The organism is Thalassorhabdus alkalitolerans (assembly GCF_042656525.1).
Taxonomy (GTDB): Bacteria; Bacillota; Bacilli; order Bacillales; family Marinococcaceae; genus Thalassorhabdus; species Thalassorhabdus alkalitolerans.
Window position 1 is genome coordinate 129843 of the sequence record NZ_JBHSOZ010000005.1, and the last position, 25286, is coordinate 155128.

Below are 25286 nucleotides of genomic sequence, written 5' to 3' on the forward strand. Positions count from 1 at the left end.
ACTGCACAAGAACAAAACAAATACCTTTCACAGAGCTTACTTTATAAATAAATTTCTAAGCGGCTCCAGGAAGATCACAATACCAACAATGACAGCTATCAAGCTAAAAACAAATACTCCGGCTGCTGCGATGTCTTTGGCGGCTTTTGCCAAAGGATGATACTCATCAGTAACCAGATCTACCGTTCGTTCTATGGCCGTGTTTAATATCTCTAAAGACCAGACTCCTCCTATGGTGAGGAGTAACAGTAACCAGTGAACTTTTGGGATTCCTAACAAAAAACCTGCGAGCAAAACTAAGATACCAGCTGCCAGGTGAATCCTCATGTTTTGTTCGTGTATGATTACATGCTTTATCCCGTAGGAAGCAAATCTAAAAGAGTGAAATAGACGCCGCCACCTTATGTTGCCTTTACCTTTCAAGCCCATAAGCTTTCAGTATTTCTTCCTGACGGGAAATCATTTGCTTTTCCTGTTCTTCGGTCTCATGGATGTAGCCTAAGAGATGGAGCACACCATGAACGGCCAGGAAGCCAAGCTCTCTTTCGAAGGAGTGCCCATAGGCGGCAGCTTGTTCCTCTGCTTTTGGAACACTGATGATTATATCTCCTAAAAGGTTGGGAACGGATGGATCAACAGGACCTTCTTCTCCTTCGTCTAAAGCAAAAGAAATAACATCTGTTGCGTAATCCTTTCCTCTGTACTCACGATTAATGTCTTGGATCGCCTGATTATCTACAAATGTTACCGAAACCTCTGTTTCAGCTGGAACATTTTCCTGTAGACAGGCAGATTCAACTATTCTTCTCACCAGTTCCTGTTTCTCCTGAGTCAGGCTCTCCGTTTCATCTAATAGGTCTATGATGTAGGTCATTCTTTTCCTCCTTTGTTCTTGCCTTTATTCTTCCCTTCCTCTGGGTACTCAATGCGTGAATGAAAGGTTCCCTGAAGTGTTTCACAGATAGATTTGGCTATGAGGTCCAATTCTTTTAACGTCAGATCGCATTCATCAAACTGGCCATCTTCAAGCCGTTCTCTAATAATTTTTTTAACGAGCTGTTCGATTTTATCAGGCGTTGGTTTTGTCATCGACCGGACAGCTGCCTCTATGCAATCTGCGATCCCTACAATAGCAGACTCTTTAAATTGTGCTTTAGGTCCAGGGTATCTAAATTGAGACTCTGGGACTTTCTGCTGACTTTGTTCATTTGCTTTGAAATAGAAGTACTTAAGCAGACTTGTGCCGTGATGCTGTTCTGCAATGTCTATTATTTCTTTTGGCATTTTGTACTCCTTAAGCATTTTCGAACCATCATATGGATGAGAAATGATAATCGTTTTACTTAATTGCGGTGAAATTTTGTTATGAGGATTGTCAATCTTCATCTGATTTTCAATAAAAAAGTGCGGGCGTCTCGTTTTACCTATATCATGGTAATACGCACCTACCCTGGCCAGGAGTCCGTGTGCTCCAATAGCTTCACACGCAGAATCCGCAAGATTTGCAACCATCACACTGTGGTGGTAAGTTCCTGGTGCTTCAAGCAGGATCTTACGCAGCAGGGGATGGTTAGGGCTGGAAAGTTCAATGAGCTTTGTTCTGGAAAGAATGCCAAACCCGGTTTCAAAAAATGGCATGAGCCCCAGGGTAAGCACTGCAGCAAAAAAACCTGAAATAAAGGCAAAGGAAATGGCCGTTCCGTAATCAAACCAGCTGCCAAACCCTCCTTTCATCATGTGGAGGGCTGTAATAGTAATGATATTGATTAAGGATACAAACAATCCTGCTTGTAGGATTCTTACGATGCGATTATCTTTTCCAAGAAAAAAAGCCCCGGCAAAACAGCTGAATAAGATATAAACCCCTGTAGTAAAATTTAACGTCCCTACAGCACCATGATTAAAAATTACACTGGCAACCAAAGCAAACATCATGCTGGTCATGAGGCCTACCCTAAAGTGGATAAGACTGGTGATTAACATACTGCCTACTGCTGCCGGAACAATTAGTTCCAGGGAGGCAATATCAAGATTTTCAAGGAGGCTTATTGATTTCATTACCACTACAGTCACTAAAAAAATAAGAACATACATTAATAAATGGCTGTTGTTATTCTGTAAAGTGGTATTAGCTTCTTTAAAATAATAAGCAAGGGTTCCAACAATCAGGAGAACAAATAAAGCCAGGCCGATGTATGGGAAAGGATTAAAGGTATCATCAAGAAGACCTGCAAGCCTCAGCTGTTCATAAACAGCATGATTAATAATTTCCCCTTCTTTAACAATCAGCTGGCCCTCGCTTATCATTACCGGTTCAATAGATTGAACCATCTCCTGTCTCAGTTCCTCCGTTGCTTCATCATCGTATAAATAATTTGCTGTAATGGATATCCTGGCTGTTTCAAGCATAGCTTCATATAGCCGTTGATTTACGCTCGTGAGCGCTAGTTTTTCAGCAACTTCGTCTCTTGCAGAGGAGATATCATCTAAAGCGATAACTCTGCTCATGGACTCATAGACAGCGTTCTTGACTGTTTCTCTGGCAATCTGCAGCTGACTGTCTGTAGCGTCTAAATATGTTTCCACAGATTCTTCAGAAAGCCCCCGGTTAGACCCGGATGAAAGTATTTCTTGGATATAAGAGAGCTGGTCTTCTATTTGCGGATCTGTGACTGTTTCTCCATCAATAGTCAGCACTTCCTCAGTTCTAACTTGTTCAACGAGCTCAAACACATCATTTACCTTTTCTACTTGATTTTGAGCATAGTCACTCTTGTGGACGTACACAGGATCCACACTATTTAATGCTTCTTGATATTTAGACTCTGTCTCAGCTTTATTTTCCACAGTGACCGGAGAACGGATATCTTCTTCCGCAACACTCGACAGGCTCACTTCATAGGTGTCAGGGATCACGTTGCCGAGCATGGATACATACAAAACAACAGCCAATAAGACGTATAGCAAAATTCGTATATAGCGCTGATTTTTGACTTTTTTCCACCATCCAACATGTTCTATGGATGTTCTCTTTTTCAACCTTTTTCACCTCTTACCAAAAGCCTCTCCAAATAAACAGGCCAGTAGACAACAAACCATGCATCCCCGTCAATATGTAAGACGAGGCCGGCCCCAAAATGGAACCGGCCTTGTGAAAGATCATAGATGTTACTTTTCTTTTTTGGATTGGTCCGTAGTTTCATAAGCATCCAATATACGCTGGACTAACGTATGTCGCACGACATCAGCCTGCTTAAGATAAATAAACCCAATGTCTTCAATATTCTTTAAAATACCAATGGCTACCTTCAATCCTGATTGTTGACCTCTTGGAAGGTCAATTTGCGTTAAATCTCCGTTTACTATCATTTTTGAACCAAATCCAAGTCTCGTTAAAAACATCTTAATTTGTTCTTTTGTAGTGTTTTGAGCTTCGTCTAAAATAACAAAGGCATCTTCCAGCGTTCTTCCTCGCATATAGGCAAGAGGTGCAACTTCTATGGTTCCTCTTTCCATTAAACGAGCGGTATGCTCAACACCAAATATATCATGAAGAGCATCATAAAGCGGACGAAGATATGGGTCAACCTTTTCTTTTAAATCTCCTGGAAGAAAACCAAGGCTTTCCCCTGCTTCTACAGCAGGACGTGTCAGAACAATACGTTTAACATGTCCTTCTTTCAAAGCGTTCACTGCCATGACCACTGCAAGATAGGTTTTTCCGGTACCGGCAGGCCCAATACCAAAAACCATATCACGCTGTCGAATCGCTTGAATATACTCTTTCTGTCCAAGGGTCTTAACCACAATGGGTTTTCCCTTGGAGTTAACTGCTATCTTCTCCTGATAGAGATCAAGCAGCTGATCTAACTGCCCGGCCTGCTCAAGTTGAATAGCATAAACCACGTCTCTCTCAGAGACATTTACTCCCTTGCGTATCAATTCCACTAATGCTTCAAGTACATTTGAAACCAGACCGGCTTCCTCTTTCGTGCCGGCAACCATTAACGACTCTCCTCTGGTAATGAGCGTGACGTCTAGCTTTTCTTCTATACGCTTTAAATGTACATCACCAGGTCCAAATAACGCTTGAGCTTCATTACTATCTTTTACATCAAGCTGGATGACTTGTTTTTCCGTCAATATTCTCAATCCCCTTGAATGATCGGTGCTTCCGATGTAATATCTTCAATTACCTGATAGTGAATTACTAATTTCACTTTACCATTCTCTTCAATTTCGTGCAAAACTTTTTCCCCAATTATTTCCGCATCCTCTGGAAGCCTCGAATGTAATTCATGCCTGCCCATGATCTCGGCAACTTTTGATGCTTCTTCCTTGCTGTTTTCCTTTATAATCTGCTCTGTCTCCCTATATTTTATTTTTTGCCATGAGAAGGGAAGATTAAAACCTTTTATTGTTATTGTTGATTCATTTTTTTCTTCTTTCGCACTTTCAAATGCCTCTTTGCTTGTAAAGCCCCACAAAGGGATGTCCACATCGAATACCTTAATAAGGTACTTTCGTTTTTCCTCTCCTGTCAGCCCTTCCATGACAACTTTTTTTGGAACCTCCACCTCGGCCTTGTACCATATTTCTCCGAGAATCTGCCCTTTCGCTGCTACCAGGCTTGTGTATTCTCCCTTTCCAACAAATCCAGATACAAGCATATCCCCTTTGTTTACAAAGTCGTTTGGCTTTACCTGAGCCTGTCCGTGTTCAACGAATATATCGTGAACGACTGCTTTCTTTTTAGCAACCAAATGTCTTGGATTCACATATTGTGCTTCTTCAGGCAGAGTTTGCTCGACAACGTGAAAATGGTAGGTTGTGCCTTTGACTTCGACTCCTATCCATGTTGCTTCTTCAATGCCATTGGTGACTTGCAGCTGCAGTTCTTCAGGAGAGGGAAGTGTAAATTGAAACGCTCCCCTGGTGACTCCTATCTCTTCTGTCAACTTTCTTAGCTCATGCTCTACTTGAGGGGAAGCCCCGTCAATTTGAACGTCCCATACCATATTTGATAATAAATACAGCAAAACTACAAATAAGCATGCTCCTGCAGTAAATCCCAGCCTTCTTCTGAACCATTGAAGCAAAAAAGGCAGGCCTTCTCTTTTTTGAAACTGGAAGCGGCACTCTGTTTCTTTTGCTATTTGTCTTAAATGCTTAATGTCCTTTACATTAACTTGACACGTTATCATCTCATTGCCTGCTTTAGTAACAGACCAGACAGGAATACTGCGGTGCAGACAGCTGTTGATAAACCTCTCAGGGTGAAGACCCTCTACCTTAATCACAACCGTGCCGTTCCATTTCCTCTCTATCCATTGATTTTTCATTAGCGCTCCCCACCGTTTTGTTCAGTAATATATGTTACCTTATCTATTACTCCCTCTAACAACAGTTCTTCTGGAAGGATAGACTTAATCACAAATTCTTTCCCTTCTACCAAAAGCTCTCCCTGTGTTAAGCGGAGGCGGATTTGTGTCTTGGTAAAGTGGAGCACCCCGCGATGATTTTCTATATATAAATGCAGCTGGCCAATCATAGTTATACGCGGAACGTCCATTAACACATCGGCAGGAAGGTCCATCTCTCTTGTAAGCCACTGTTTGAATGTCTGCTTCCATCGTTTCATGGTCCCCTCGCCCTCCTCTTCCACCATACTTATGTAAAAAAAGCAGAACCTAGCACAATTATTAAGCTGAGAGGGGATTTTCCTGCCCGGTTGTTGTCATCCCGCTTTTTTTGTATATCGAAAGCAGAGAATAAAAAAGAAGCTAAGTCACTCGACTTAGCTTCTTCTCTGGCGTCTATAAAGAGATGCACTTCGATGGGGCTGATTTGCCCTTGGTTTCCCTAATACCTCAGACCAAATCACGCCTTGCATAGCTTCTTTTTTGGAAATACGGCTGAATTGAAGATCCACCTTCGATTTTTGAGAAGAAGGGGAAGAAAGTTCATTTCCGAAAATAGGAGAATCCGAAATCTCACCTATTTTTTCTTCTGCTTGTTTCTTTCTACGCTGTATTTCTTCCAATCGCTGTTCATACTCACTTTTAGCATTTCGGGTCTCTTCCTCAACGCCTGCAGGATCTGAAGCAGCCGTTCGGCTGCCCTGCTGAGGACCTGAAGAACCGCCCGGGGGGGTAGGACGGGGAGAAGGCTGTCCTCGGCCCGGGTCATTTTCTTCCTGCTTGAAAATTTCTTTCCAATCTATTTCCCCCTGCTTGCGCTGCTCTCCCTGCCCTTGTCCTCTTTGTTGGTTCCCTCCGCCCTGCCTGGAGATCATGCTGATGATTCCCCCGACAATTAAGAGAATAATAAAGAGGTTTGCAAAAATAAACTCTATGATCGCTTCCATATCCTCACCTCATTTCCCTTTCAGGGAAGGTGCTGCCCAACTTAGTAACGGCGGTTTCCGCTATTAGAATCGCCGGAAGATGAGTTATTATCATCTTCTCCAGTTGCTTTACCGATATTTTCTCTCATGTCAGTATCGGCCATGACATTTTGGATATTCATATAATCCATTACGCCAAGGTTACCGGATCGAAGCGCTTCCGCCATTGCAAGAGGTACCTCTGCTTCAGCTTCCACAACTTTTGCACGCATTTCTTCAACGCGGGCTTTCATTTCCTGCTCATGAGCTACCGCCATTGCACGACGCTCTTCGGCCTTCGCTTGAGCAATTTTCTTATCTGCTTCTGCTTGGTCAGTCTGCAATTCAGCTCCGATATTTTTGCCGATATCAATGTCTGCGATATCAATGGAGAGAATTTCAAAAGCTGTCCCAGAATCCAACCCTTTAGACAATACTGTTTGTGAGATCCGATCTGGGTTTTCTAATACATCTTTATGTGCCTCTGAGGAACCAATCGTGGAAACGATCCCTTCCCCGACCCTTGCAATAATTGTTTCTTCACCAGCACCACCGACAAGACGGTCTATGTTCGCACGCACAGTGATACGCGCCTTAGCTTTCACTTCAATTCCATCCATTGCCACACCGGCAATAAAAGGTGTTTCAATTACTTTAGGGTTAACACTCATTTGAACGGCTTCAAGAACATCTCTTCCAGCAAGATCGATGGCTGCACAACGCTCAAAAGTCAGTTCAATGTTTGCTCTTTGTGCAGCAATTAACGCATTGACCACCCGATCCACGTTACCCCCAGCCAGGTAATGACCTTCTAATTTGTTCAGGGTAATCTTCAGCCCTGCTTTTTCTGCCTTGATCAGCGGGTTAACCACTCGCGCAGGGATGACCCGGCGGAGCCTCATTCCTACTAATTGAAAAATACCGATTTTTACGCCGGCTGCAAGTGCCGAGATCCAAAGCATTACTGGCACGAACGTAAATAGAACGGCTAATGCAATGATGACAAGAGCCACTACGATTAATAATGATAACTCTACTGGCATTTTCTTTCCTCCCAACTAAAATACAATTTATTCCTCGTCTTTCAACTCTCTTACCACAACACGTGAACCCGAAGTGGCGACTACCTTAACTTTCCTGCCCTGTTCAATATATCCTCCTTCCGAGACAACGTCAAGGCGTTCATTGTTCATTACTACAGAACCTGACGGCCTTAATGGAGTTAACGTTCTTCCTGTCTGATTGATCAGCTCTTCTCTTGTAACACTTGAAATATAGCCTTCTTCCGTAGTCGTAGAATCATGTAAAACCATTTTTTTCATTGGCCCTCTTTGACCAAAAAACTTAAAGAGCACTATAGCTGCTATAGCTGCCACTGCTACTGCAATCAAGATAGAAACAAGTATGTTGAATGTGGAGAACGAAGCAAGGATCATTCCACCAATCATTGAAGCAATACCAAGGATTCCAAATATCCCAAATCCGGGCACAAATATTTCAATGAGCATCAAAATGATTCCCGCCCCAAAAAGAATAAAGGTTTCCATTCCGGCAAACCCTGCAAACATATGGCCGAAAAAGAACAAGAGAAGCGCGGATATACCCATAATTCCAGGTATTCCAAAGCCGGGGGAGTATAGCTCCAGTATGAGCCCTAAGCTTCCCATGGATAGTAAAATAGGGATAACAACTGGATGGGTTACAAACCGGGCCAGCTGTTCAGAAAAAGATACGTCCATTTCTTTTGCCACAACGTCTTCGATGCCCATCCATTCAACTACCTCTTCACGATTGGAAGCTACAGCTTCAGCATACCCTACCTCCAATGCTTCCGAAGCAGTGAGACTCAGTAAATCCCCTTCCGGTGCCCTGTAATCAGGAAGATCTACACGGGGATCGGCCATCGCTTGTGCATAAAGAGGATCTCTGTCGTTCAACTCAGCTGCACTAATCATGTTGGCTACCCAGGCAGACTGAGCCTTATCATCAGCAGCGTTGCCGGTTCCGTCTATAACCTGGGCAGCGCCCATTCTGGAACCTGGACTCATGACTATATGATCAGCATTCAACGAAATATAAGCTCCGGCTGACATTGCTTCGCCTGTAACAAAAGCAATGAGGGGAGTATCTGTCCCTTGAAGGAGATTAGCAATATTTCCTGCGGCATCAACGGCCCCGCCAGGAGTGTCGATTTCAAGTACGATGAATTCTGCCCCTTCTTCTTCTGCATCTGCAATGGACCGTTGTAAGAAAGCTTCTAATCCTCGTTCAACAGTCTGCTCTACTGGAATAAAATAAACAATTGGCCCTTCCTCATTTTGCTCCTCGTCTTCTGCCCATAAGCTTGCCGCCGGGTAAAAGAGTGCAGTCGCAATAAGAAGGAGATATATAAACAAACGAAGCATTTTAAACATATTTTCCCCTCGCTTTATCGCCATCACAAAGTTGTGTTATGACTCTTATTAACCTTACTATAATTTAATCATGAACGTAGCCTGTTCACAAGAAACTAGTAAGGCATTTTAGTGTCTCTACGGCTGACAGCAGATATCGTTTCACTTTATTATCGATTTGGGTATGAACAAAGGAAGTATGTGACTTTAGATGAAAATAAATTCATAAAACAGAAAACGAGGATGTGAAGGCATCGGAATCCTATCTTTTCAATTTAGCAAATGATACTTCATCTTTAAAAAAAGGCACCTCCATGGTGGAGATGCCTTTTTATTTTATTTTAAGATAACTGCTTCTGCACGAGTTGATTTACTTTGCCGCCATCTGCTTTGCCTTTTACTTTCGGCATGATGGCTCCCATGACCTTTCCCATATCGGCTTTGGTGCTGGCACCTACTTCATCAATTGTTTCCTTGATGACCGTTTCCAGCTCCTCATCAGAGAGCTGTTCAGGTAAATAGTCAGACAGAATTTCAATCTCGAGTTTCGCTTCATCTGCTAAATCATTTCTTCCTGCTTTTTCAAACTCATGGAGGGAATCTTTCCGTTGTTTCACTTCACGGTTCAAAACTGAAAGAGCATCCTCTTCACTAAGTTCTTTGCCTAACTTGATTTTTTCATTTTGCAAAGAAGATTTGACTCCGCGAATTACAGAAAGCCGTTTCTTTTCCTTAGCCTTCATGGCAGATTTCATATCTTCATTCAAGCGTTCCATGAGTTCCAATGATTAGCACCTCTCTTAAAACTTACGCTTTCTAGCCGCTTCAGATTTTTTCTTACGCTTAACACTAGGCTTTTCATAATGCTTGCGTTTACGAACTTCACCCATTGTGCCTTCTTTAGAAACCGTCTTTTTAAAGCGACGAAGAGCGGCGTCAATGGACTCATTCTTGCGAACACGGGTCTCAGCCATTTGATTCCCTCCCTCCGGACAACCAATACCACCAATAAACTCTAAAGAGTTTTTTTAGCAGAAATACCACTAAAATGTGATTGGATAGTTTATCAAAGTATAAAACAAAATGATATAAAATGCAATCATGTGTCTACTATTTATTTCAGAAGCAGACTGTATTATTTTATACTGATTCACCAAGCATGACAAGCCTTTTCCTATCATAAAAATGAAAAGGAAGGGAGGATCTCATGTTTGATTGGGTGACGACACTATTTGTTTATATAGGAATTTTCCTATTTGGTATTGCTCTTTTGCGTACAGGATTAAATAATGCAGCAAAAAACAAAATAGAAAAACTGCTGCAAAAAGGGGTCTCCTCTCCTTTATCAGGCCTTATTTTAGGAACTGCTGTCACTGGGATCCTGCAAAGCAGTTCCGCAGTGATTGTCATGACTGTTGGTCTTGTTTCAGCGAAAATTCTAACTTTTCGTCAGTCTATCGGCATTATTCTTGGTTCAAATATCGGTACATGCCTCACCCTGGAGATGCTCGCCTTTTCAGTTGAGGAGATGGGCTGGATGCTTTTGCTGGCTGCAGCTGTTTTGCTCATAATGCCTTCAGACAAAACCTTTCATCTTGGTACTGTATTGTTTGGTTTAGGCTGCGTTTTTGTTGCCATGCACAGCTTAAAAAATATAGGGCCTATTGTTTCCACTATGCCCTATTTTACGGATCTTCTCTCTCAGGCAAATGACCATTTGCTATGGGCTCTGGCAGCAGGAAGCAGTTTGTCTGCCATTATTCAATCAAGTACAGCTTCTACAGCGCTCATGATGACAGCCCTTGGTTCTGAATGGCTAACGCTGGACACGCGTATTACGGTTATGCTCGGCGCTAACATTGGCACATGCATGACCGCTCTTTTAGCAGCCATACTTTCGTCAAAGGAAGCGAAATTAACAGCTCTTGCACATCTTTGGATTAACATAGCTGGTGTATTGGTTTTTATTCCGATTCTTCAGCCCTTTACCACTATTGTAACCTATTTAAGCCCAGATCCTTCTGTACAGCTCGCTCATGCTGCTACACTGTTTAACGTACTGACTTCTATGCTGTTTCTCCCTTTTGCCTACAGAATTGCCCAGCTTATAGAATTCTTTCATAAAGGAGTGTTTAAACACCTTTAACTTACCGGGCTCACAGTTTGTTTGAGTACTCGCACCTGCGAGTACTCAAACATATAGGAGGTATCGTTAATAGTCTTTGCTGTCCCCATTCGTATTGGTCACGATAGCCACTCCAGAACTTGTCCCGATTCTGTCAGCACCTGCTTCTGCCATTTCAAGAGCTGACTCGTAATTTTTCACTCCTCCGCTTGCTTTTACTTTTGCTTTGTTTCCTACTGCTTCTTTCATTACCTTGACATCGGCTACGGTAGCACCGCCCCCGGCAAATCCTGTAGAGGTCTTAACAAAATCAGCTCCTGCTTCAACAGCAAGTCTGCAGGCTCTTGTCTTCTCCTCATTCGTTAACAGCACTGTTTCAATGATGACCTTGGTAAGAGCTTTTCCTTTGGCGGCCTCTACAACTGCAAGTATGTCTTTTTTTACCGTTTCATCTTCCTCTGCTTTTAAAGCTCCTATGTTGATTACCATATCTACTTCCTCAGCACCTCTTTTAATGGCATCCTCCGTTTCAAATGCTTTCGTTTCTGGGGTCGAAGCGCCTAAAGGAAACCCTATCACCGTACAAACTTTCACCTCTGTTCCTTTTAATATCTCATAAGCTGTTTCTACCATGGCAGGGTTCACACATACAGAAGCAAACTTGTGCTCCTTTGCCTCTATTGCAAGGTCAATCACTTGTTCTTTAGTGGTTTCTGGTTTTAATAATGTATGGTCTATCATGGCTGCTACGTTTATAGCCATATTTTTCACCCTTTCTGAATCTGAATTGTAACTTGTTATGTACTTCATTACCCTATCATATTTTCCATGAAAGAAAAAACGTCGTACCAAGGCTTACAGACTGTCTGATTGTTTTCAAAGATTTGTTTTGATGAGTACATACATATCCTTTGTGAAAGACAAACACCCCAAATGTTAGGTCAATTACATCTAACACTTGGGGTGCAGCACCGTCTTATATTATTATAATAGATCTTTCCTTCTATAAGTGATAGATGTTGTCTCTACCTGTTGGATGACGCTCTTTCATACAAAAGTGTGCTTTAGCCGGAAATCGTTTCAGGAGAAACTTCACTCAATACCCTGACAAATTCACCTTCATTATATGGGTAGCCTGCTTTGACAATTTTCACCTTGACGAGCTTCCCGATCATATCTTCAGTGCCTGCAAACTTCACCTTCATATAATTATCGCTGTACCCTGTCAAAAGGCCGCTTTCTGGATGTTCTTTGTCCCTTTCTTCCGGGATGACCTCCAGCACTTCCCCTTCAAAACCTGAAGCGTACTCTTTCGCGAGTTGATTAGACAGCTCAATCAAGCGATGGACACGGGTGTTTTTGATATCCTCATCAACTTGATCGTCCATTCTTGCTGCTGGTGTTCCTGTCCGCTTTGAATATGGAAACACATGGAGTTCTGAAAACTTATGGGTTGAAATAAAATCGTATGTCTCCTGAAATTCTTCTTCTGTTTCTCCTGGAAAGCCGACAATAACATCACTCGTTACTGCAAGGTCCGGAAGCACTTCTTTCAGTCGGTTTAACCTTTCCCCGAAAAATTCCATCGTGTACTTACGACGCATTCTTTTCAGTACAGTGTTAGACCCTGACTGAAGAGGTATATGAAGGTGGTTTACAATCTTATTGGACTGATCAATTACCTCGATTACTTCGTCAGTAATCTGGCTTGCTTCAATGGAAGAAATACGAATCCTTTTTAGCCCTTCCACTTTTTCAAGTTCCCGAAGTAAATCAGCAAAATTGTATTCTTTTAAATCTTCACCGTACCCGCCAGTATGGATACCTGTTAAGACGATTTCCTTATAGCCGGCCTCCACAAGCTGTTTTGCCTGTGTTAGCACATCTTCGGGGTTTCTTGAACGAAGCAGTCCTCTGGCCCATGGGATAATGCAGAATGTACAGAAGTTATTACAGCCTTCTTGAATCTTTAATGAAGCCCTGGTACGGTCTGTGAAAGAAGGAACTTCAAGTTCTTCGTAAACGCGGGCTTTCATTATGTTTCCTACTCCATTGATCGGCTCACGCTCTTTCTTGAATTCCTCTATATAAGAAAGCATTTTTTTCCGATCCTGAGTTCCAACTACAATGTCCACACCAGGAATATCCATTACTTCTGCCGGTGATGTCTGCGCATAGCAGCCTGTCACACAAATAATAGCTTCAGGATTTCTGCGTATGGCGCGTCGGATCACCTGACGGCTTTTTTTATCTCCTGTATTTGTAACCGTACAGGTGTTGATAACGTAGACATCGGACCGCTTTTCAAATTCAGATTTCTCATAACCTTCTTCTTTAAACAACTGCCAAATTGCCTCAGTTTCATAGTGATTTACTTTACATCCTAATGTATGAAAAGCCACAGTTGGCATCTTCTTCACCTCGATATTTCAAAATGATACGAAATGGCTGATAAAATATATAATGGAGCCGTTTCACTTCTTACGATTCTCGGTCCCAGGCTGACAGATAAAAACCCGTTTTTTTCAGCTTCCTCAGCTTCCCGGGGAGAAATTCCTCCTTCAGGACCGATAATAACAAATAAAGCCTCCCCTGGTTTAACTTCTTGAAGGGCGCGAAACAGCACAGGATGCTTTCCTTCTTTTGCAGTCTCTTCATAAACAAGAAGCTTGTGGGCAAACTGCTTCCCTGTTTCTATAATCTCCTTGAATGTATGGTGGCCTTTTACTACAGGCATATAGTCTCGATGAGATTGTTCTGCTGCCTCTTTTGCTATCTTTTCAAGGCGTTCCAGCTTTTTTGGTTCTTTTTTATCATCCCATTTTACCACAGAACGCTGAGCAGCAAAGGGGTAAAAACAGGAAGCACCCAGCTCCGTCCCTTTTTGGACGACCGCCTCTACCTTATCTCCCTTGGATAATCCATAAGCGATATGCACGTTGACTGGAAGTTCATGATTTTCATTCAGCTGCTCTAAGACCTTTGCTGTCACTTTTTCTTTGGACAGCTCATCAAGCTCACACCTTGCTGAAAAACCGTCATTATCATTGCAGATAATCTGATCGCCAGGCTCCATGCGCATAACCTTTGAAATATGCTTAACATCCTCACCGGTTATAGTGACAACACCATCTGAAACAGCTTCTTTATTCACGAAGTATCTTTGCATGCCATCCTCCACATATTGACGATTATTGCCGAATTTATTTTACGATGTTTTAGCTATAAAAGCTACCCAATCTTCAAGCTCAAGCGTTTCTTTAATTTCAAAACCGCTGCTCTCAAGTTTGTTTTTTACTTCATCCTTCTTTGCAGCTATGATGCCTGACGTAATAAAGGTCCCTCCCGGCTTAATAACCTTTCGGGCATCCTCAACCATGCGAATGATAATCTCTGCCAAGATATTTGCTACGACCACATCGTACTGTTCATCAATTGTTTTAAGAAGATTATTCTGTCTGGCAGATACAATGCTGTCTACTTTATTCACCTGAGCATTTTCCTGTGCAATGTTTACTGCCATATCGTCCACGTCAAGGGCTGTGACAGACGAAGCACCAAGCTTGGCTGCTGCTATGCTAAGGACTCCGGAGCCGGTTCCCACATCAACTACCGTATTGTTTTTCTTCACTTCTTTTTCCAATGCCTGCAAACAGAGAACTGTAGTGGCGTGCGTACCTGTGCCAAAGGCCATGCCAGGGTCCAGCTCAATAATATGTCCGTTTGCATCAGGCGTGTAATTCTCCCATGTAGGAACAATAGTGATCGTCTCTGTAACTTTGACTGGCTTATAGTATTTTTTCCATTCATTGGCCCAATCTTCCTCATCAACTTCGGACAATTCAATTTTGCTGCTTCCGGCATCTATCCCGTACTCCTGGAGCCCATTAATTTTCAATTTGATCTCTTCTATTGTCTCTTCCAGGTTGTCATGTAAAGGAAAATATGCTTTCAGAACTGCACCTTCTGCGGGGTAGTTGGAAGGAGAAAGAGCAAAAATTTCATCTTCTGCCCCCTCCCATTTTTTTGTTAAGTCGGCAGTATCCTCTATCACAACACCACTTGCTCCACTATCATTTAAAATACTTGATACTGGCTCGATTGCTTGTGGAGTCGTGTGCACACTGCATTCTATCCATTTCATTATTATCAACTCCATATTTTCCCAGGATCCAAAAGCAAAGTGTCCCGGGGATTTCAGCACAGCTTTATAATAAAGAAAAATGCGGGCTCTCCCTTAAAACGCATGACGTTAAAGAAAGAGTGTTCCGCTTTTTCTTTGCTTTCCATTTTCTTTTTTAAAGGCTTTGTTTACGTCTTGTTGTTGATTTTTGTTAAAATAAGCTCCCTTCCACTAAAGGTTATGCCTCCAGCATTCTAAGGGAAAAAGCACCTCGGGATCTTCGGCTAATGCTCTTCTCGAAGGAATAACTTATAAAAACTCAACCTTCCCCTATCACAAAGCCTTTACTCTCCCCGAAAAGCTCTTTTTACTTTTGCGAAGAAATTATCATTTTGCTCATCGGCATGTGCATCACCGCTTATCTCAGAAAACTCTCTAAGCAGTTCCTTCTGCTTTTCTGTAAGCTTCTTTGGAGTAACAACCTGTACCTTCACAAATTGATCCCCGTAACCGCGGCCGTGAACGTTTGGCACTCCTTTTCCCCGGAGCCTAAACTGCACGCCGGACTGCGTGCCAGCAGGGATTTTCTGCTTGACTCTTCCATGAAGTGTCGGCACTTCAATTTCATCCCCCAAAGCTACCTGGGTGAAGGTGAGAGGCATGTCACAGTATATATCGTCGCCGTCACGCTTAAAGAATTCATGGGGACGGACATTAAAAACTACATAAAGATCCCCGGAAGGACCGCCATTTTTCCCGCCTTCTCCTTGACCTGCTACCCGGATTTGCTGGCCGTGATCCACGCCTGCCGGAACCTGGATATTGATCTTCTTGCGTCTGCGGACCTTACCTGCTCCTCCGCATGTGTTACATTTGTCCTTGATTGTTTTGCCCGTGCCTTCACATTGGTCACATACTCTTCGGTTAACGACTCGGCCAAACGGTGTATTCTGTTCAATGTTAAGCTGGCCGGCACCGCCACATTTTGTACAGGTTTCTGGCTTGGTTCCCGGCTTTGCTCCAGAGCCGGAACATGTATTACATGCTTCTTCCCTTGGAATTTCTATCTCGGTCTCTTTTCCAAATACAGCTTCTTTAAATTCAATCGTCATCGTATACTGCAAATCGGCTCCTTGGCGTGGTGCATTAGGATCTCGTCTTCCTCCGCCACCGCCAAAGAACATATCGAAAATATCCCCAAAGCCGCCAAAGTCTCCAGCTCCGCCAGCTCCTCCAAACCCCTGGTTAGGATCTGCATGGCCGAAACGGTCATAATTGGATTTCTTTTGTGGATCGCTTAACGTATCATAAGCTTCCTTAACCTCTTTGAACTTTTCTTCCGCATCTGGTTCTTTGTTTACATCCGGGTGATATTTACGGGCGAGCTTTCGATATGCTTTTTTCACCTCATCAGTAGATGCCTCCTTACTGACACCTAGAACTTCGTAGTAATCTCGTTTACTCATTCCTCAACACTCCCGTATTCTATTCCATAACGCTAATCATATCATCCAAACAAAAAGCCAATCAACCTGCTTTATGGATTCAACCTTCCAGGCAGTCAGGTTCTCCTTTTGTGTTCGAGTCAGCTAAGCGTCATGATACCTGAAAAAAGTCAAAGTCAAGAGACCCTGACTTTGACTTTTTTACTTTTTCTATTTCCAGGATATTATTTATTGTTTTTATCGTCTTCGTTTACCTCTTCGTAATCTGCGTCTACTACGTTGTCGTCTTGCTGAGCTCCGTCTGCTCCCGGCTCTCCTTGAGCTTGCTGTGCTTGCTGAGCAGCTTGCTCATATAGCTTGGTAGACAGCTCCTGCACTACTTCTTGCAGTTCATCTTTAGCAGATTTAATTGCTTCAACGTCTTCTCCTTCAAGAGCAGTCTTAACTTTTTCCTTTGCGGCTTCCGCTTTATCAATTTCAGCCTGTTCTACATTGTCGCCAAGATCCTTCAATGTTTTTTCAGTAGTGAAGACAAGCTGGTCCGCTTCATTTCTTACTTCCACTGCTTCTTTACGCTTTTTATCTTCTTCAGCGTTTTCTTCGGCTTCCTTGACCATGTTTTCGATTTCTTCATCAGAAAGGCCAGAAGAAGAAGTGATCGTGATAGACTGTTCTTTATTTGTTCCTAAATCTTTGGCACGGACATTAACAATACCGTTGGCGTCAATATCAAATGTTACTTCAATTTGCGGCACACCCCTCGGAGCCGGAGGAATGTCCGTCAATTGAAAACGTCCTAACGTTTTGTTATCCGCTGCCATTTCACGCTCACCTTGAAGAACGTGGATATCTACGGAAGGCTGGTTATCAGCAGCTGTTGAGAATACTTGAGATTTACTTGTTGGAATCGTTGTGTTTCTTTCAATCAATTTTGTATTTACTCCACCCATTGTTTCAATTCCTAAAGATAAAGGAGTTACGTCCAGAAGAACCACGTCTTTTACATCGCCGGAAAGCACCCCTGCCTGCACAGCAGCACCAAGAGCAACGACTTCATCAGGGTTTACGCCTTTGTGTGCATCTTTTCCTGTCAGCTTTTTAATTTCTTCTTGTACAGCCGGAATACGAGTGGAACCACCGACTAAAATGACTTTGTCGATCTCAGATGCGCTTAAGCCTGCATCTTGCATCGCACGGCGGGTAGGTCCCATTGTTCTTTCAACAAGGTGGGAAGAAAGCTCTTCAAACTTCGCACGAGTCAATGAAAGCTCTAAATGTTTTGGACCGCTTGAATCAGCAGTAATAAACGGCAATGAAATTTGTGTCTGTGACACTCCGGAAAGGTCTTTTTTCGCTTTTTCTGCTGCGTCTTTTAAGCGCTGCATAGCCATTTTATCCTGTGAAAGATCAATGCCGTTTTCTTTTTTGAATTCAGCCACTAGATGATCAATGATGACTTGGTCAAAGTCATCTCCGCCCAGCTTGTTATCACCAGATGTAGATTTAACTTCGAAAAATCCATCGCCAAGCTCTAGAACTGATACGTCAAATGTTCCGCCGCCAAGATCATAAACTAAAATGGTCTGATCTTCTTCTTTATCAAGACCGTATGCCAAGGAAGCAGCTGTCGGTTCATTAACAATTCTTTCTACTTCAAGTCCGGCAATTTTCCCTGCATCCTTTGTTGCCTGGCGCTGAGAATCATTGAAATATGCCGGTACAGTAATAACTGCTTTTGTTACTTCTTCGCCAAGGTAGCTCTCCGCGTCGTTTTTAAGCTTCTGAAGGATAATTGCAGAAATCTCCTGAGGAGTATATTCCTTGCCTTCTGCTTCTACTTTGTAGCCTGTGCCCATGTGACGCTTTATGGATTGGATTGTATTTGGGTTTGTAATGGCCTGGCGTTTTGCTACTTCTCCTACTTGACGCTCCCCATCCTTGAAAGCCACTACAGAAGGAGTTGTTCGATTACCTTCCGGGTTCGGGATAACTGTCGCTTCTCCTCCCTCCATAACTGCTACACATGAGTTTGTTGTTCCTAAGTCAATTCCAATTACTTTACTCATTTTTATTCCTCCTGTCCATTTTCATCTATGTAATTATGCATTCACTTTAACCATTGAAGGCCGGATAATACGGTCCTTGAGCTTATAACCCTTTTGTAATTCTTCCACGATCTCATTTGTTTCAAACCCTGCTTCTTCTACTTGCATTACAGCTTGGTGAAGGTTAGGGTCAAACTGTTGGCCCTCTGTTTGGATAACTTCTACTCCTTCATTCTCAAGAGCTTCTTTGAGCTGGCTGTACACCATGTTCATCCCTTGAAGCAGAGATTTCGCTTCTTCTCCATCAGGTTCAATTTGAAGAGCTCTTTCAAAATTATCAAGAGCAGGGAGTAGAGATTCCACTAAACTTTGAGCCTTATATTTGGCTGCTGTTTCTCTTTCTTCCTTAGCTCTTCTGCGGAAGTTCTCAAGGTCTGCCTGGACACGCAATGTCTTGTTCTTCCATTCATTTACTTCATTTTCAAGCTGGATGAGGCGGTTGTCTTCCTGTTCTTCAGTTTCTTCACCAGCATCATCTACTTTAAAGCCATCTTCAGCAGTCTCCGCTTCTTCTAATGGCTGCTCTTCCTCTTTTTCTTCATTGACATTTTGTTGTTCTTCTTTGGCCACTAGGTTCACCTCCTGTTGTGCTTACCTCTATCATTTCTCTGAATAAACAAGCGTCTTTCATAAAGGAATGGGAGAGAGAACTCTCCCATAACCAATTGATAATATTACCATTAAGGACCTTTATGATACAAGTCAGTAAGAACTTTGGTTAAGTCTCTTGACAAATGGTCCAATAATCCAATAACACGCGGGTATTCCATTCTTGTAGGCCCGAGAATACCAACTGTTCCCACTGGCTTTCCCCCTATGGAATAAGTGGCCGTAATGATGCTGCAGTCTTCAAATGCAGCAATATCATTTTCCTGGCCTATCTTCACTGTAATTCCATTATGCGAGGCGCGAAGCAAGCGATTTACAGACTCGTCTTGTTCCAGGAACTCAAGGAGAAGACGTGCTTTTTCTACATCCTTAAATTCAGGCTGTCCCAATAAGTTGGTTTTACCGCCATAAAAAACTTTCTCAGGCTTTCCTGTCTGCAGGGAGCCTTCTAAAAAGGAAAGGACACTCTTATAGTTGTCTACATTATTCTTCAGAACATCTGCAACCTCGTGCATCAGCTTTTGTTTCATCTGAAACAACGGAACTCCTTGAAGCCGTTCGTTCAAAATGTTAACTACCTTTTCAAGGTCTGAATTATTCAGACTCTCTGGAAGTGTCACTGAATGCTTTTCCACATGCCCCGTATCTGTGACTAAAATGGCGATCGCAGTTTCATCACTTAATGGAATAATCTGCAAATGCTTTAACTTCGTATCAAATACTTCCGGGCCAAGGACGATTGAAATGTAGCTTGTTAATTCTGAAAGAATTTGTGCAGACTGCTGAATAACGTGCTCTGTTTCGAAAATCTTTTCAGCAAAAAGTGCTTTAATATCCGTTAATTCCTCAGTAGACAAATGATGCGGCATGAGGAGGTGGTCCACATAATACCTGTATCCCTGATGGGAAGGAATCCTTCCTGAAGAGCTATGTGGCTTTTCTAAAAAACCAAGCTCTTCAAGGTCTGCCATTTCATTTCTAACGGTAGCCGGACTGTACCCAACGTCCTCCCTTTTTGAAATGCTCCGGGAACCAACGGGTTCTGCAGATCGTATATAGTCATTTATAATTGCCTGTAAAATAAAGAGTTGTCGTTTCGTCAACATCCCCTTCATCACCTCTGTTAGCACTCAATCATTACGAGTGCTAAATCTAATGTTAAATTATCAAATGCCTCACTTTTTGTCAACGATGACCCTTCACTATTTTATCAAATAAGGAGAAACCTTTCGAACACTTCGTTCCCTAACAGCTTACCTCTTTGTGTTAACCTTATCGTTTCCATCTCATTTATAATTAAATCTTCTTCTTCCAAGGAAGAAATCTGACGAGAAAAAACTTCCTCTATTGATTTCTGATATTTTCTCAAAAAGCGCTGCTTATCCACGCCCTTATCCATTCTCAGCCCCATAAACATTTCCTCTTCCATTTTCTCTTGGAGAGTAACGTTATGACTTTCTTTAATTGGAAGGTTATTCTCTTGTACAGCCGATAGGTAATGTGGCAAAGGGCCGATGTTTGCATAGCGGACTCCTGCTAAGTAGCCATGGGCCCCTGCTCCAAATCCGTAGTATTCTTCATTTGCCCAATACGTTTGATTATGGAGGCTTTCATAGCCTTCTTTAGCAAAATTGCTGATTTCATAGGGATGAAGAAGTGAGCGACTCATTTGTTGCAACAGTATCTCATACATTTCTGCTTCATCATCCTGAGGAACGAGTGACAGTTTTCCTTTTCTCATCATGTTATGAAAGATTGTCTTCTCTTCAATCTTTAGAGAGTAGGCAGATACATGTGGAAGGTTGAGAGCCACTGTTTTCATAATACTTTCTCTCCACTGCTCTATCGTCTGATTTGGGAGCCCAAACATTAAATCAATGGAAATATTACTAAAGCCGTTTTTCTTAGCTTCTTCTATTGTAAAATAAACATCTTTTTCACGGTGAGTGCGGCCGATTGCTTTTAGTAGGTCATCATCAAAGCTCTGAACTCCCAGGCTTAAACGATTTATACTGTACTGGCTCATTACCTTCAGCTTCTCAGCATCCGCCCCTCCTGGATTTACCTCTACCGTATATTCCTTTACAGGGTGACCAGAAAGCATTTCATCTACCGCTCTTAATAGTTTATCCAACTGGGCCGAGGACAATGCTGTAGGTGTGCCCCCTCCGATATAAACGGTTTCAATCTGATCAGGAGGCTGTGCTGAAAACACCATTTCCATTTCTGTAATCAGCGCGTCAATGTATGCATCAACTGGCTGATTTTCAACATATACCTTGTTAAAGTCACAATAAAAACAAATATGCTCACAAAAAGGAATATGAATATATATTGATTTTGCCATACCTCTTAAACGCTTCCTTTGCTCATTAATAGTTTCTGATTTGGAAAAGCCGCAGGGTATCCCTGCGGCAAGTGGCCTTACTTCTTATTGCTGTCGTCCATTTTCAGAACGGACATAAATGCTTCTTGAGGAACGTCAACCTTCCCGACGCTTTTCATTCGCTGTTTTCCTTCTTTTTGCTTTTCCAAGAGCTTCCGTTTTCGAGAAATGTCGCCCCCGTAACATTTTGCAAGCACGTTTTTCCTCATGGCCTTGATTGTATTTCGGGCGATGATCTTATTTCCAATACTCGCTTGAACTGGGACTTCAAACTGCTGCCTTGGTATCAATTCTTTAAGTTTATCCACGATCGCTTTTCCTCTTTCATAAGCGAAATCCCGGTGGACAATAACCGATAAAGCGTCAACTGTTTCCCCGTTTAATAAAATGTCCATTTTTACAAGTTTGGAGGTCTTATAGCCAATCAGCTCATAATCAAAAGAAGCATAGCCTTTCGTACTTGATTTCAGCTGGTCAAAGAAATCATACACAATTTCAGTAAGAGGTATTTCATATACAATATTAACACGGTTCTCATCCATATACTGCATATCAATAAAGTCGCCTCGTTTCCCTTGGCAAAGCTCCATGACAGCACCTACATAATCATTAGGGACCATAACCGTTGAACGGACATATGGCTCCTCCACACTGTCAATCTTTTGCTGGTCAGGCATTTTGGATGGATTATCAATTTCAAGTACTTCTCCATCTGTTAAGTACACGTGATAATTAACAGATGGTGCTGTTGTAATTAGATCAATACCATATTCTCTTTCAATTCTTTCCTGGATAATTTCCATATGAAGGAGTCCAAGAAAGCCGCAGCGAAAACCGAACCCAAGTGCCTGTGAGGTCTCTGCCTCAAATTGCAGAGAACTGTCGTTTAGCTCAAGACGTTCCAGGGCATCTCGAAGTGGGTTGTAATTGTTGGCATCAATCGGGTAAAGACCGCAGAAAACCATAGGGTTCATCCGCTTATACCCAGGGAGCGGCTCGGCAGCAGGTGCGTGTACATGGGTAATCGTATCCCCCACCCTGGAATCGCCAACGTTTTTAATGGCAGCCGTAATAAACCCAACGTCTCCGACCGTTAATTCATTACAGGAAACAGGTTTGGGTGTAAAAACCCCCACTTCCGAAACTTCAAACTCCTTACCGGTTGCCATCATTCTAATTTTCTGTCCGGGCTTTACCGTGCCTTCTACAATCCGGACATAAGCAATGACTCCCCGGTATGTATCATATAAGGAGTCAAAAATCATGGCCTGAAGGGGCGCCGCTGGATCTCCTTCAGGAGGCGGTACCTTTTCAACAATCTGGTCAAGAATATCATCAATTCCAATGCCGCTCTTCGCAGATGCCAAAACCGCATCAGAAGCATCAAGACCAATAACATCTTCAATTTCCTGCTTTACTCTTTCTGGCTCTGCACTTGGAAGATCAATCTTATTGATAACAGGAATAATCTCCAAATCGTTATCCAGTGCAAGATAAACGTTGGCAAGAGTCTGGGCTTCGATCCCTTGAGCAGCATCAACAATTAAAAGAGCTCCTTCACAAGCTGCCAGGCTTCGGGAAACTTCGTATGAAAAATCGACATGGCCCGGTGTATCAATCAAATGAAAAATATATTCTTCTCCGTCCTTATGCTTGTGCTTAAGCTGGACTGAATTCAACTTAATCGTAATGCCTCGCTCTCTTTCAAGATCCATCGCATCCAGCATCTGGTCTTTCATTTCCCGCTGGCTTAACGCACTGGTTGATTCTAAAATACGATCGGCAAGAGTGGACTTGCCGTGATCAATATGAGCGATAATGGAAAAATTCCGTATTCTTTGCTGTCTTTCTAACTTTTCTTCCTTCTTCACTATAAATCACTCCCATGGTGGAATGAGCTCTTTGTCTCTATGTACTAAAGCACGTTCAACCCGCTCTTTTCGGAAAGACTATCCTTTATTATAACAACCGCCCGTATTATATTCAATTGCTTGCCATGAAACTTTCTGTCCTGTCCCCTAATAGGAAGTTGTTTTCCTTTTTGTATAAAAAAAGAACTCTCATTGTCCTGTGACATTGAGAGTTTTTCCTAATTTAGAGAAAAAGTTAACAGATCCTCTTTCCGCTACTTCTTCCTGCTTTTGTGTCAGGTCATCTGTAATTGCTTGTCTTTCTATGCTTTTTTTCTCTTCCTTCTTTTCTCTTTCCTTCTTGGCTTGTTCGATCACAACCAATTCTCTTTCGTACTCGGCTATCTCTTTAAACTGTTCGTGCGCGTGATAATGTCCCACGAGCATTCCACTGATGAATAAGAGAGTGATAATTAACAGCCCGGCAATAATTTTCAAATTAATCATCTCCTTGTGAATCTACTTCCTCTCCATCCCAGTAAAATTCACTAATTACCTCGGCCATAATATCCGTTGAACGATAGACCTCTTCCAGGGTATTCTCAATTCCTCCCATTTCAATTAAAATCGATCGTTCCGAAAGGTCCTGATTATACCTCCCGTTGGAGCCCCCGCCGCCTTTCACAAGGACCCCCCGGCTTAATCCCGGGTAAGATTTCTCTAAACGGTTATGGAGGTCTTTAGCCATCGCTAAATTCTTCTCATAATTGGCATGATTTTCACCAATGACAAAAAAGGTTCGTGCATACACTTCTCCATTGATCGTGATTGTCGTAACGTCCCGGGGTTGTGAATCTCGATGAATTTCAAAAAACATGTCCAGTTTTTCATTTTCGGCGATCGCTTCTTTTACCAGGTCTCTTGAAACGTCATAGGATTGAGGAAAATCGAGTCCCTGTTCCTGAAGCATAGCTTCGATATCGCTTGTATCTACATCGGTTTTTATCCCCCGCTCTTCTAATGCTTCTCCCAGCTTTTCGCCGACTTTGGTGATGTTAACATCTGGATGAAATGCAATCTGTGTCCCTTCCTCAAGCTCAGGCAGAAATGATTCACGGCTGTGGGAGTGAATGATATGGGCGACCGCTTCTTCTCCAGGCTCTCGTACCGCTTCAGGAGTCTCTTTAGTTTTTTCTGTTTCATTCATCGCGACTTCAGAAGCTGCCCGCTCTTCCATTAATACTTCCATTGGGGGAGCTGATTCAATTGGCATGGTTGTAAAATCAGTTCCTTCCCCTGCTACTACAATCCGGCCATCAAATAAAGCAAAACCAGGAAGCTCTCTCCCTAAAAATGTTCTAGGATCCTCAAAATTTACACTTGTCATCATCTCAAACGCCATAGCCGAAAAGGAAGGTGATGAGTACCCCTCCGGGAGTGCTTGTCCAAAGTAAACATTTTCCATAGAAAGAAATTCAACAAGGACCTCATTATGGACCTTATTTGTCCACCCATGAACAGCTGTTGATGAAAAATGCTTATTATGCTCAAAAGAGGTTAACATTGCAACCAAAATAAAAGTCATCATTAGGCCAAACACAACAAAAAGGATAAAACTTTTAATGCTTGTCCGTTCCACAGCAAAAATAGGATGGATACGCTGCTTTTTGAAATTTTTCATAACATCCCTCCCATAGCTTTATTTTATGTACTCATTCCTTAGCTGTAGAACAGATTTCTATTAAATTTTGATAGGTTTATCTCTGCTATGTTGATAAGGCTTACAATGAGTTGTTTTAAGTCAGACTCTAATTAAGGGGGGATGTTGATCTTATGAGTCAATTGTATTGTAGATAAACGGATAA

24 protein-coding genes are annotated in these 25286 nt (G+C 42.4%); 1 reads left to right on the forward strand and 23 read right to left on the reverse strand.

Annotation, left to right across the window (positions count from 1 at the left end; genetic code table 11):
• Positions 1-36: 36 nt before the first annotated feature.
• From ACFPU1_RS11470 to rpsU, 11 genes are all read right to left on the reverse strand, one after another.
• Complete coding sequence (locus tag ACFPU1_RS11470) at positions 37-429, reverse strand: diacylglycerol kinase family protein (RefSeq protein ID WP_054635478.1); 393 nt, start codon at positions 427-429, stop codon at positions 37-39.
• On the reverse strand, positions 413-874 hold the full coding sequence (gene ybeY, locus ACFPU1_RS11475) for an rRNA maturation RNase YbeY (RefSeq protein ID WP_385941240.1): 462 nt from the start codon (positions 872-874) through the stop codon (positions 413-415). Before ybeY ends, ACFPU1_RS11470 begins: the two co-directional genes overlap by 17 nt.
• Positions 871-3039, reverse strand: a complete 2169-nt coding sequence (locus tag ACFPU1_RS11480; protein WP_385941244.1) for an HD family phosphohydrolase — start codon at positions 3037-3039, stop codon at positions 871-873. Before ACFPU1_RS11480 ends, ybeY begins: the two co-directional genes overlap by 4 nt.
• Before the next feature lie 129 nt (positions 3040-3168).
• Positions 3169-4146, reverse strand: a complete 978-nt coding sequence (locus tag ACFPU1_RS11485) for a PhoH family protein (RefSeq protein WP_385941939.1) — start codon at positions 4144-4146, stop codon at positions 3169-3171.
• A gap of 2 nt (positions 4147-4148) precedes the next feature.
• Positions 4149-5342 carry a sporulation protein YqfD gene (gene yqfD / locus ACFPU1_RS11490; protein WP_385941247.1) on the reverse strand — a complete coding sequence of 398 codons (1194 nt, stop codon included), beginning with the start codon at positions 5340-5342 and terminating at the stop codon, positions 4149-4151.
• Positions 5342-5641, reverse strand: coding sequence for a sporulation protein YqfC (yqfC, locus tag ACFPU1_RS11495; RefSeq protein WP_054635481.1), 300 nt, complete (start codon positions 5639-5641; stop codon positions 5342-5344). Before yqfC ends, yqfD begins: the two co-directional genes overlap by 1 nt.
• 156 nt (positions 5642-5797) lie before the next feature.
• Entirely contained in the window at positions 5798-6367 is a 570-nt protein-coding gene (locus tag ACFPU1_RS11500) for a hypothetical protein (protein WP_100398300.1), read from the reverse strand.
• 41 nt (positions 6368-6408) lie between these two features.
• Positions 6409-7428, reverse strand: coding sequence for a flotillin-like protein FloA (gene floA / locus ACFPU1_RS11505; protein WP_054635483.1), 1020 nt, complete (start codon positions 7426-7428; stop codon positions 6409-6411).
• A 27-nt stretch (positions 7429-7455) separates the two neighbouring features.
• Positions 7456-8799 carry an NfeD family protein gene (locus ACFPU1_RS11510; protein WP_385941252.1) on the reverse strand — a complete coding sequence of 448 codons (1344 nt, stop codon included), beginning with the start codon at positions 8797-8799 and terminating at the stop codon, positions 7456-7458.
• Between the two features lie 320 nt (positions 8800-9119).
• Complete coding sequence (locus tag ACFPU1_RS11515; RefSeq protein ID WP_054635484.1) at positions 9120-9563, reverse strand: GatB/YqeY domain-containing protein; 444 nt, start codon at positions 9561-9563, stop codon at positions 9120-9122.
• Positions 9564-9578: 15 nt separating this feature from the next.
• Positions 9579-9752: a 30S ribosomal protein S21 gene (gene rpsU, locus ACFPU1_RS11520; RefSeq protein ID WP_054635485.1), complete on the reverse strand. Its 174-nt coding sequence runs from the start codon at positions 9750-9752 to the stop codon at positions 9579-9581.
• A gap of 233 nt (positions 9753-9985) precedes the next feature.
• Between rpsU and ACFPU1_RS11525 the strand changes: the two genes are divergently transcribed.
• Positions 9986-10924 (forward strand): Na/Pi symporter, encoded by a 939-nt coding sequence (locus ACFPU1_RS11525; RefSeq protein WP_385941257.1) that lies wholly within the window; start codon positions 9986-9988, stop codon positions 10922-10924.
• Between the two features lie 66 nt (positions 10925-10990).
• On the opposite strand, the gene deoC is transcribed toward ACFPU1_RS11525, so the two are convergent.
• From deoC to spoIIP, 12 genes are all read right to left on the reverse strand, one after another.
• Positions 10991-11665 carry a deoxyribose-phosphate aldolase gene (deoC, locus tag ACFPU1_RS11530; RefSeq protein ID WP_385941260.1) on the reverse strand — a complete coding sequence of 225 codons (675 nt, stop codon included), beginning with the start codon at positions 11663-11665 and terminating at the stop codon, positions 10991-10993.
• Positions 11666-11967: 302 nt separating this feature from the next.
• Positions 11968-13314, reverse strand: coding sequence for a tRNA (N(6)-L-threonylcarbamoyladenosine(37)-C(2))-methylthiotransferase MtaB (gene mtaB / locus ACFPU1_RS11535; protein ID WP_385941263.1), 1347 nt, complete (start codon positions 13312-13314; stop codon positions 11968-11970).
• Between the two features lie 5 nt (positions 13315-13319).
• Entirely contained in the window at positions 13320-14072 is a 753-nt protein-coding gene (locus tag ACFPU1_RS11540; RefSeq protein WP_385941266.1) for a 16S rRNA (uracil(1498)-N(3))-methyltransferase, read from the reverse strand.
• Positions 14073-14111: 39 nt separating this feature from the next.
• Positions 14112-15047, reverse strand: coding sequence for a 50S ribosomal protein L11 methyltransferase (gene prmA / locus ACFPU1_RS11545; protein ID WP_385941269.1), 936 nt, complete (start codon positions 15045-15047; stop codon positions 14112-14114).
• A gap of 323 nt (positions 15048-15370) precedes the next feature.
• On the reverse strand, positions 15371-16492 hold the full coding sequence (gene dnaJ, locus ACFPU1_RS11550; protein ID WP_054635491.1) for a molecular chaperone DnaJ: 1122 nt from the start codon (positions 16490-16492) through the stop codon (positions 15371-15373).
• A gap of 203 nt (positions 16493-16695) precedes the next feature.
• A complete protein-coding gene (gene dnaK, locus ACFPU1_RS11555; RefSeq protein WP_054635492.1) occupies positions 16696-18537 on the reverse strand; it encodes a molecular chaperone DnaK in 1842 nt (613 codons plus the stop codon).
• Positions 18538-18570: 33 nt separating this feature from the next.
• On the reverse strand, positions 18571-19146 hold the full coding sequence (gene grpE / locus ACFPU1_RS11560; protein WP_054635493.1) for a nucleotide exchange factor GrpE: 576 nt from the start codon (positions 19144-19146) through the stop codon (positions 18571-18573).
• Between the two features lie 110 nt (positions 19147-19256).
• Positions 19257-20291, reverse strand: a complete 1035-nt coding sequence (gene hrcA / locus ACFPU1_RS11565; RefSeq protein WP_385941275.1) for a heat-inducible transcriptional repressor HrcA — start codon at positions 20289-20291, stop codon at positions 19257-19259.
• Positions 20292-20395: 104 nt separating this feature from the next.
• A complete protein-coding gene (gene hemW, locus ACFPU1_RS11570; RefSeq protein ID WP_385941278.1) occupies positions 20396-21532 on the reverse strand; it encodes a radical SAM family heme chaperone HemW in 1137 nt (378 codons plus the stop codon).
• A gap of 77 nt (positions 21533-21609) precedes the next feature.
• Entirely contained in the window at positions 21610-23442 is a 1833-nt protein-coding gene (gene lepA, locus ACFPU1_RS11575) for a translation elongation factor 4 (protein WP_385941280.1), read from the reverse strand.
• A gap of 189 nt (positions 23443-23631) precedes the next feature.
• Entirely contained in the window at positions 23632-23919 is a 288-nt protein-coding gene (locus ACFPU1_RS11580; RefSeq protein WP_054635494.1) for a DUF3679 domain-containing protein, read from the reverse strand.
• A gap of 1 nt (position 23920) precedes the next feature.
• Entirely contained in the window at positions 23921-25102 is a 1182-nt protein-coding gene (gene spoIIP, locus ACFPU1_RS11585) for a stage II sporulation protein P (RefSeq protein WP_385941283.1), read from the reverse strand.
• Positions 25103-25286: the final 184 nt, after the last annotated feature.